This window comes from Erythrobacter donghaensis, from assembly GCF_001557325.1.
Taxonomy (GTDB): Bacteria; Pseudomonadota; Alphaproteobacteria; order Sphingomonadales; family Sphingomonadaceae; genus Erythrobacter; species Erythrobacter donghaensis_B.
Window position 1 is genome coordinate 73,430 of record NZ_LSJS01000292.1, and the last position, 6,509, is coordinate 79,938.

Annotated in this window: 5 protein-coding genes; all 5 read right to left on the bottom strand. The window is 68.4% G+C overall.

Annotated features, from left to right (window positions below):
* Positions 1–1,170 carry a 7TM domain-containing protein gene (locus AX692_RS16730; RefSeq protein ID WP_073974582.1) on the bottom strand — a complete coding sequence of 390 codons (1,170 nt, stop codon included), beginning with the start codon at positions 1,168–1,170 and terminating at the stop codon, positions 1–3.
* 1 nt (position 1,171) lies between these two features.
* Positions 1,172–1,396, bottom strand: a complete 225-nt coding sequence (locus tag AX692_RS16735; RefSeq protein ID WP_073974581.1) for a hypothetical protein — start codon at positions 1,394–1,396, stop codon at positions 1,172–1,174.
* Between the two features lie 163 nt (positions 1,397–1,559).
* The gene (locus AX692_RS16740; protein ID WP_073974580.1) at positions 1,560–2,114 is read right to left on the bottom strand and encodes a hypothetical protein; all 555 of its coding nucleotides are present in this window, start codon (positions 2,112–2,114) and stop codon (positions 1,560–1,562) included.
* Positions 2,115–2,281: 167 nt separating this feature from the next.
* Complete coding sequence (locus AX692_RS16745; protein ID WP_230959548.1) at positions 2,282–4,663, bottom strand: TonB-dependent receptor; 2,382 nt, start codon at positions 4,661–4,663, stop codon at positions 2,282–2,284.
* Between the two features lie 154 nt (positions 4,664–4,817).
* On the bottom strand, positions 4,818–6,509 hold a 1,692-nt coding region (locus AX692_RS16750), incomplete at its 5' end, for a DNA translocase FtsK (RefSeq protein WP_073977783.1).

Here is a 6,509-nt window from a genome sequence, read left to right on the forward strand (position 1 = left end):
TCAGACGTCCTCCACCCGGCGGATCACCCAGGCATTGTGGATCGGCGGGCGCCCCGCCATCCGGTCGTCACTCCAGTCGTCCGCCCAGTCCGCCACCATGCGTCCGCCCGATGCGACAAGGCGAGGCCGCACGCGGGCCTCGCTGTCGGGGATCGGCTGGGGCACACGGCGGCGCGCGCCGGGCCTTATCTCGTCGGGCGATCCGATCACCCACATGCCGGCGAGCGGCGGCGCGCCGCCGGTTGGCGCGGGAACGAGCTCGGGTATCGACGTGGCCGGCGCGGTCACGTCGGGAACGGGTTCGGGCGCGCGCCGCGTATCGGGCAGGCCCTTGCGGCGGTCTTCCTCCACCCCCTCGGGCAAGGCCTCGGCGGCAGCGGCAGCCTTCGCCCGGCGGCGCCGCTCGAGCCAGATCGGGGCGAAACGCCCGATTTCCGAGAGGCGCAGCCCGCGATAGCGCCCGAGGATCGCGATCGCGACCGCAGTGGTCGCAGGCATCAGCAGCGGCGACCATTCGATCAGCGCGAGCGCGAAGTCCGAGACCATCACGAACTCGATCATCAGCGCCAGCACGAAGGTGTTGAGCGCCATCTTGGCGGCGGGCTTGGCGCCGTCCTTGCCCCACTGCTTCCACCACCGCTCGACGCACAGCGCGCAGACGATCACCGGGAAGGCATCGACCTGGAGCTCGGTGTCGAGCACCATCTGCAGGCCCACCAGCACCAGCACGATCAGCGAGATCAGCACGCCGAGAAAGCCGACGCGGGTCATGCGCAGCTTGAGCAGCGTCGGCGTGACGATCATGCCCACCAGCACCGAGGAGCACAGCACCACCGGCCCCATCACCGGGCCGATCTGGAGGAAGGCGAGCGCGATCAGCATCGGGGTGAACAGGCCGAAGGCCTTCAATCCGATGAAGCTCCTCGCCAGCACCACCAGGAAGGACCCCAGCGGCAGCACCATCAGCAGGTTGGACGGCTTCAGCCCCCAGATCGCCTGCGAGGACGCCACGCCCTCGAAGGAGGAGGGCAGCGCCAGGAACGTCTCGGTATTGGCGACGCCGAGCCCGACGAGCACGGCCAGCACCGCAGCCACCGCCAGCCCGATATAGAACGGGCGGCGGACCTGCGGCGTCGCGTTCGCCCAGATCTGGCCAACGCGGGCAATCATCTCAGAAGACGTAACCGACCGACAGCGTCAGGCGATAACCCTCGCGCTCGCGCGCGCTCTCGTTGCTCGCAAAGAAGATGTATTTGGCCTCGGCCTCGATCCGCCACTTGCCGGGCCACCATTGCAGCTCGACCTCGGGTACGACCTGCCGGTCGCGGCGCAGCGCGCCGTTATCGGCGATGCGGCCATCGAAGCGGGTCTGGATCAGCTCGAGCGCGGGGCGCACGCGCAGGTCGGGGCCGATCGGGCGGGTATAGGCGACCCCGGCGGAATCGCGCTCGTATCCCCGCTGCGGATCGTCCGAACGGATGGTCTCGGTGCGCAGGTCGAAGGCGAGATAGTGGTAGGCGCCGAAGCGGCGGCGGTATTGCGCATCGAAGCGCGCGCCGTCACCCGTGGTCGCCGGCCCTGCGCCGTTGTCGTACTGCCGCTCGCGCCAGGTGCCCTGCAGGCGGAAGCGGTTCGCCCGCGTCGGCTCGAAGGTTGCGCGCGCGGAGTATTCCCAGCTGTCGGTATCGGGGGGATTCGACCGTGACGAGATCGTCGTAGCGCCGCAGCTGTGCCTGCACTTCGAGGGTGTCGGTGAGGTCGTGCTCGATATTCGCGGTGAGCCGGTCGCGCGAGACGTCGCGGCGGTCTTCGCCCAAGCGGAACACCTCGATCCGATCCGCCTCGAGCCGCACCCGGGTGCGCTTGCTTTCGATCCCGAGCCCGATCTGGCCGCGCACCGACAGCGCCTCGCCGTCGATCACCAGATCCTCGTCGCGGGTGGTGGTCTGGGCGCTGACCGCCTGGACATCGATGCGGGCGTCGGGTTCGAGCCGCCAGCCGGTCTCGTCCGCCGCTGCCAGCGGTGCGCCGACGGCAAGGCCCAGCGCGAGCGCGGCGGCGCGCCATGCCGTTCCGGCCGGCCGCAGATCGCGTGCAATTCTGGTGAGCAACATGGTGAACCCCCGTTAACCACGTTGGCATACGGGGGGCGCCGTTTAGAAATTCCTAACCCGGATTATAAACTTTTGATGCAGGTCGGGGCTGCTCCGCCATCCCCTTGAAAAGCAAAGCGGCGGGGGACCGTGGGTCCCCCGCCGCCAATGTGCCCGAGAGCGTGCGATCAGAACTTGGCGGTCACTTCCACCCCGTAGAAGCGCGGTTCGGCGGGGATGAAGGTCGGGATCGTGAAGGCCCCCCCGGTGTTGCCGGCGTCGAGCAGGTAGTCCTCATCGAAGGCGTTGCGGATGAACCCGGCGAGCTCGTACTTGCCCTCGGCGAAGCTCACGCCCGCGCGCGCGTTGACCAGCGTCACCGCATCCTGCGAGATCAGCGGGTTGTTGGGCACCTCGAAGAAGATCTGGCTGCGATAGGTCACGCTCGGCGTGGCGAAGAAGCGGATGCCGTTATCGAACTCCTTGTCGATCGTGATCCCGCCCGAGGCCTGCCATTCGGGCTGCAACCGGAAGCGCGCGCCCGAGAAGGCCGGCGAGAAGGCGCCGTCCTCGTCGATCCCGCCGTCGATGTAGCCGAAATTGCCGAACACGTTGAGCCAGTCGGTCACGTCGACAGCCAGCTCCGCCTCGACCCCGAGGTTCGAGGCGCTACCGGCGCTCGCGGTGACGAAGGCGCCGGTCGGGTTGCCGTTGGCATCGAGCTGCGCGACCGAGACCTGGAAGTCGTTGTAGACCTGGTAGTAGACCCCGAGGGAGCCCGAGACCCGGCCGGTGGCGAGCTTCAGGCCGCCCTCGTAGTTCCACACGGTCTCTTCGGCGATGTCGGTGACGTTGGGCAGCACCGCCGTGCCGCTACGCCGCGCGGCGACGTTGATCACCGGCGAGCGGCGGCCCTTGGAGATGGTGGCGAAGACGTTGACGTCCTCGCTGATGCGATAGAGCGCGTTGAAGCGCGGCAGCCAGGCATTGAAGCGGTCATCGGCGGTGAAGGTCTGGCCGCGGGTGTCGATCTGCCCCGGGATCAGCGCAGCGCCGCTGAGTTGCGCGTTCGGCACGTTGGCGAAGAAGCCCGAACGGCGGTATTCGTGCAGCCAGCGCAGGCCCGCGGTCAGCTCGAGGCTGTCCCACAGCGTCCAGGTCGCGTCGGCGAACAGCGAATAGGCCTCGTTGCGGCCCTGGTTCTCGAACACGGAGGCGTAGGGGATCGCCGTGACGGCGCCGCCGGTGGCGATCGCGGTCACGCCGCTGGCCGGCACCGTGCCGTCGGGGGCGACGCAGGGAATGCCCGGGATCAGCGGGGCACCGAACAGCGTGGTGAGGCACTGGAGGAAGGTGCCTTCCTCGGTCGCGAAGGGCACGTTCTGGCGGCCGTCCTCGATGAAGGCGTTCCAGCCGAAGCTCGCGCGCAGCTGCTTGCCCGAATAGGTGAAGCGCCCTTCGTGGCTGACCTGCCAGCCCTGGGCGAGCTCGGCGAATTCGAGGAACGGCGCGGCGCTGCCGTCGGCGTCGAACACCTCGAGGCTGTCGAACTCGCGATAGCCGTTGACGGTGGTGAAGCTCCAGTCGTCCTCGAACTGGTGGTCGATGGTGAGGTTGAGATCATAGACCTCGCGGTTGAGCCCGAGCTGATCGTCGCCGAGCGCCGCCGCGCCCGCCGGGTTGCCGCCGAGGTTCGCGTCGACGAAGGCGTTCGCCGCCCCGCCCGGCGCACCGGCAAAGGCCGGGAAGCGGCCCGAGATGAAGGGCGTGCCGCCGTTCCTCTGCTGGTCGTAGGTGCCGATCAGGTCGACCGTGGTCCGGTCGGTCGGCGTCCAGCGCAGCGAGGCGCGCAGGCCGAGCTGGTCCTGGGCGTAGAGCTCCTCTTCCTGGTTGGGGTTGAGGTTCCGGGCATAGCCGTCCCGCGTGCGCCACTCGCCCGCGAGGCGGAAGGCGATGCTGTCACTGCCGACGTTGACGTAGCCGCCCAGCAGGGTCTGGTTGAAATTGCCGTAACCACCGCGCACTTCGGCCGAGAAGCCCTGGCGCGGCTTGGCCGAGACGAGGCTGATCGCGCCCACCGCGCTGGCGGTGCCGAACAGGGTCGCCTGCGGCCCCTTGATGACCTCGACGCGCTCGAGATCATAGATCGCCTGGTACGACCCGCGCGAGCGCGAAATGTCGACGCCGTTGTAGTAGAGCGTGACGCGCGGGCCCTGCTGCGCCGAGCCCGAGTCCGAGGTGATGCCGCGGATCACGACGCCCGGGTTGTTGGCGCTCTGCTCCTGGATGAGCAGGCCGGGGACGTAGTAGCTGAGCTCGTCGAGATCGCCCACACCGAGCTCGCGGATGCGCTCGCCGCCGACCGCGGAAATGGTGATCGGCACGTCGAGGGCGCGCTGTTCGATCTTCTGGGTGGTGACGATGATCTCGTTGCCCGAGGCGCTTTCGTCCTCGGCGGCGGTATCGGCGTTGTCCTGCGCGAAGGCGGCGTGCGGCGCGGCGGCCAGGGTGGCGGCGAGCGCGATCATCGAGGCGCAGCGGAGCGGCGTGCGAGTGCGAGTGCGAAGCATGAGAGAGGCCCCTTATCGTTGTTGAGAGGCCTCGCCCGTGACAGCGCCGCGTGACGATGCTGCGACGCAGCAATGAAGACTGCGTGACGCGCGATTTACAATTTAGCGACGTTGCAAATTTGCATCTTCTTGCGGTGCGGAAGTCCTTCCCGCGTCAGATCGGATTGCCATCCTTGTCGCGGAAGATCTCGCGGCGGCCGACGTGGTTCGCCGGGCCGACGAAGCCGTCCTCCTCCATCCGCTCGATCCACTTGGCGGCGGTGTTGTAGCCCACGCCCATCTGGCGCTGGAGCCAGCTGCCGCTCGCCTTCTGGTTCTCGAACACGATCTGGCAGGCCTGGCGGTACTTGCGCTCTTCCGGATTGTCCGAGGCGGTGAGCTCGTCATCGAAGCCGAAGCCGCCGAAGCCTTCCTCTGGCTCCTCGGTAACCGCATCGACATAGGCGGGCGCACCCTGCGCGCGCCAGTGATCGGTCACGGCCTCGACCTCCTCGTCGGAGACGAAGGGCCCGTGGACGCGCAGCATCGCGCCGGTGTTGGGCTTGTAGAGCATGTCGCCCCGGCCCAGCAGCTGCTCGGCGCCCTGTTCGCCGAGGATCGTGCGGCTGTCGATCCGGCTCGTCACCTTGAAGCTGATGCGGGTCGGCAGGTTCGCCTTGATCACCCCGGTGATGACGTCCACCGACGGGCGCTGGGTCGCCATGATCAGGTGGATCCCCGCCGCGCGGCTCTTCTGGGAGAGGCGCTGGATCAGCACCTCGATCTCCTTGCCGACCGTGACCATCAGGTCGGCCAGCTCGTCGACGATCAGCACGATCTGCGGCAGCGGCTGGTAATCGAGCTGTTCCTCCTCGAACAATTGTTCGCCGGTCTCGGGATCGAACCCGGTCTGCACCCGGCGCCCGAGCGGCTTGCCCTTGGCGATCGCGGCGCTGACCTTCTCGTTGAAGGAGTTGATGTTGCGCGAGGAAATCGCGCTCATCATGCGGTAGCGCCGCTCCATCTCCTCGACCGCCCACTTCAGCGCGCGCACCGACTTGGCCGCCTCGGTCACCACCGGCGAGAGCAGGTGCGGGATATCGTCGTAGACGCTCAGTTCGAGCACCTTTGGGTCGATCAGGATCAGCCGCAGTTCGGCGGGCGTGAAGCGGTAGAGCAGCGAGAGCAGGATCACGTTGAGCCCGACCGACTTGCCCGAACCGGTGGTGCCCGCCACCAGCAGGTGCGGCATCGCGGCCAGATCGGCGATGATCGGCTCGCCCGCGATATCCTTGCCGAGGATCACCGGGAGGTTTCCCTTGGCATCGGCAAAGGCGGCTGCCGCGGCGAGCTCCTTGAGCATCACGGTCTGGCGATCCTGGTTGGGCAGCTCGATCCCCATCACCGTGCGCCCGGGGATCGGCGAGACGCGCGCCGAGATCGCGCTCATGTTGCGGGCGATGTCTTCGGCAAGGCCGACCACGCGGCTGGCCTTGATGCCGGGCGCGGGCTCGAGCTCGTACATGGTGACCACCGGGCCGGTGCGCACCGCGGTGATCTCGCCCTTGACGTTGAAATCGTCGAGCACGTTCTCGAGCAGCCGGGCGTTGCGCTCCAGCGCCAGCTTGTCGAGCTTGGGGCCCTTGTCGACCGGGGGTTCGGCGAGCAGGTCGAGGCTGGGAAGATCGTAGGGGGCGAACATGTCGCGCTGCGCGGTCTTGCCGGTCGCGGCGCGCCTGGGCGGGGCGGAAGGGTCGCTGATCTCGGGCGCGCGGCGCGGGCGCTCCTCGGTGAGGGGTTCGGGCGCGGCATCGCTCTTGGCGGCGCGGCGCGGGCGGGCGGGGGCTTGATCCTCGTCCGCATCGTC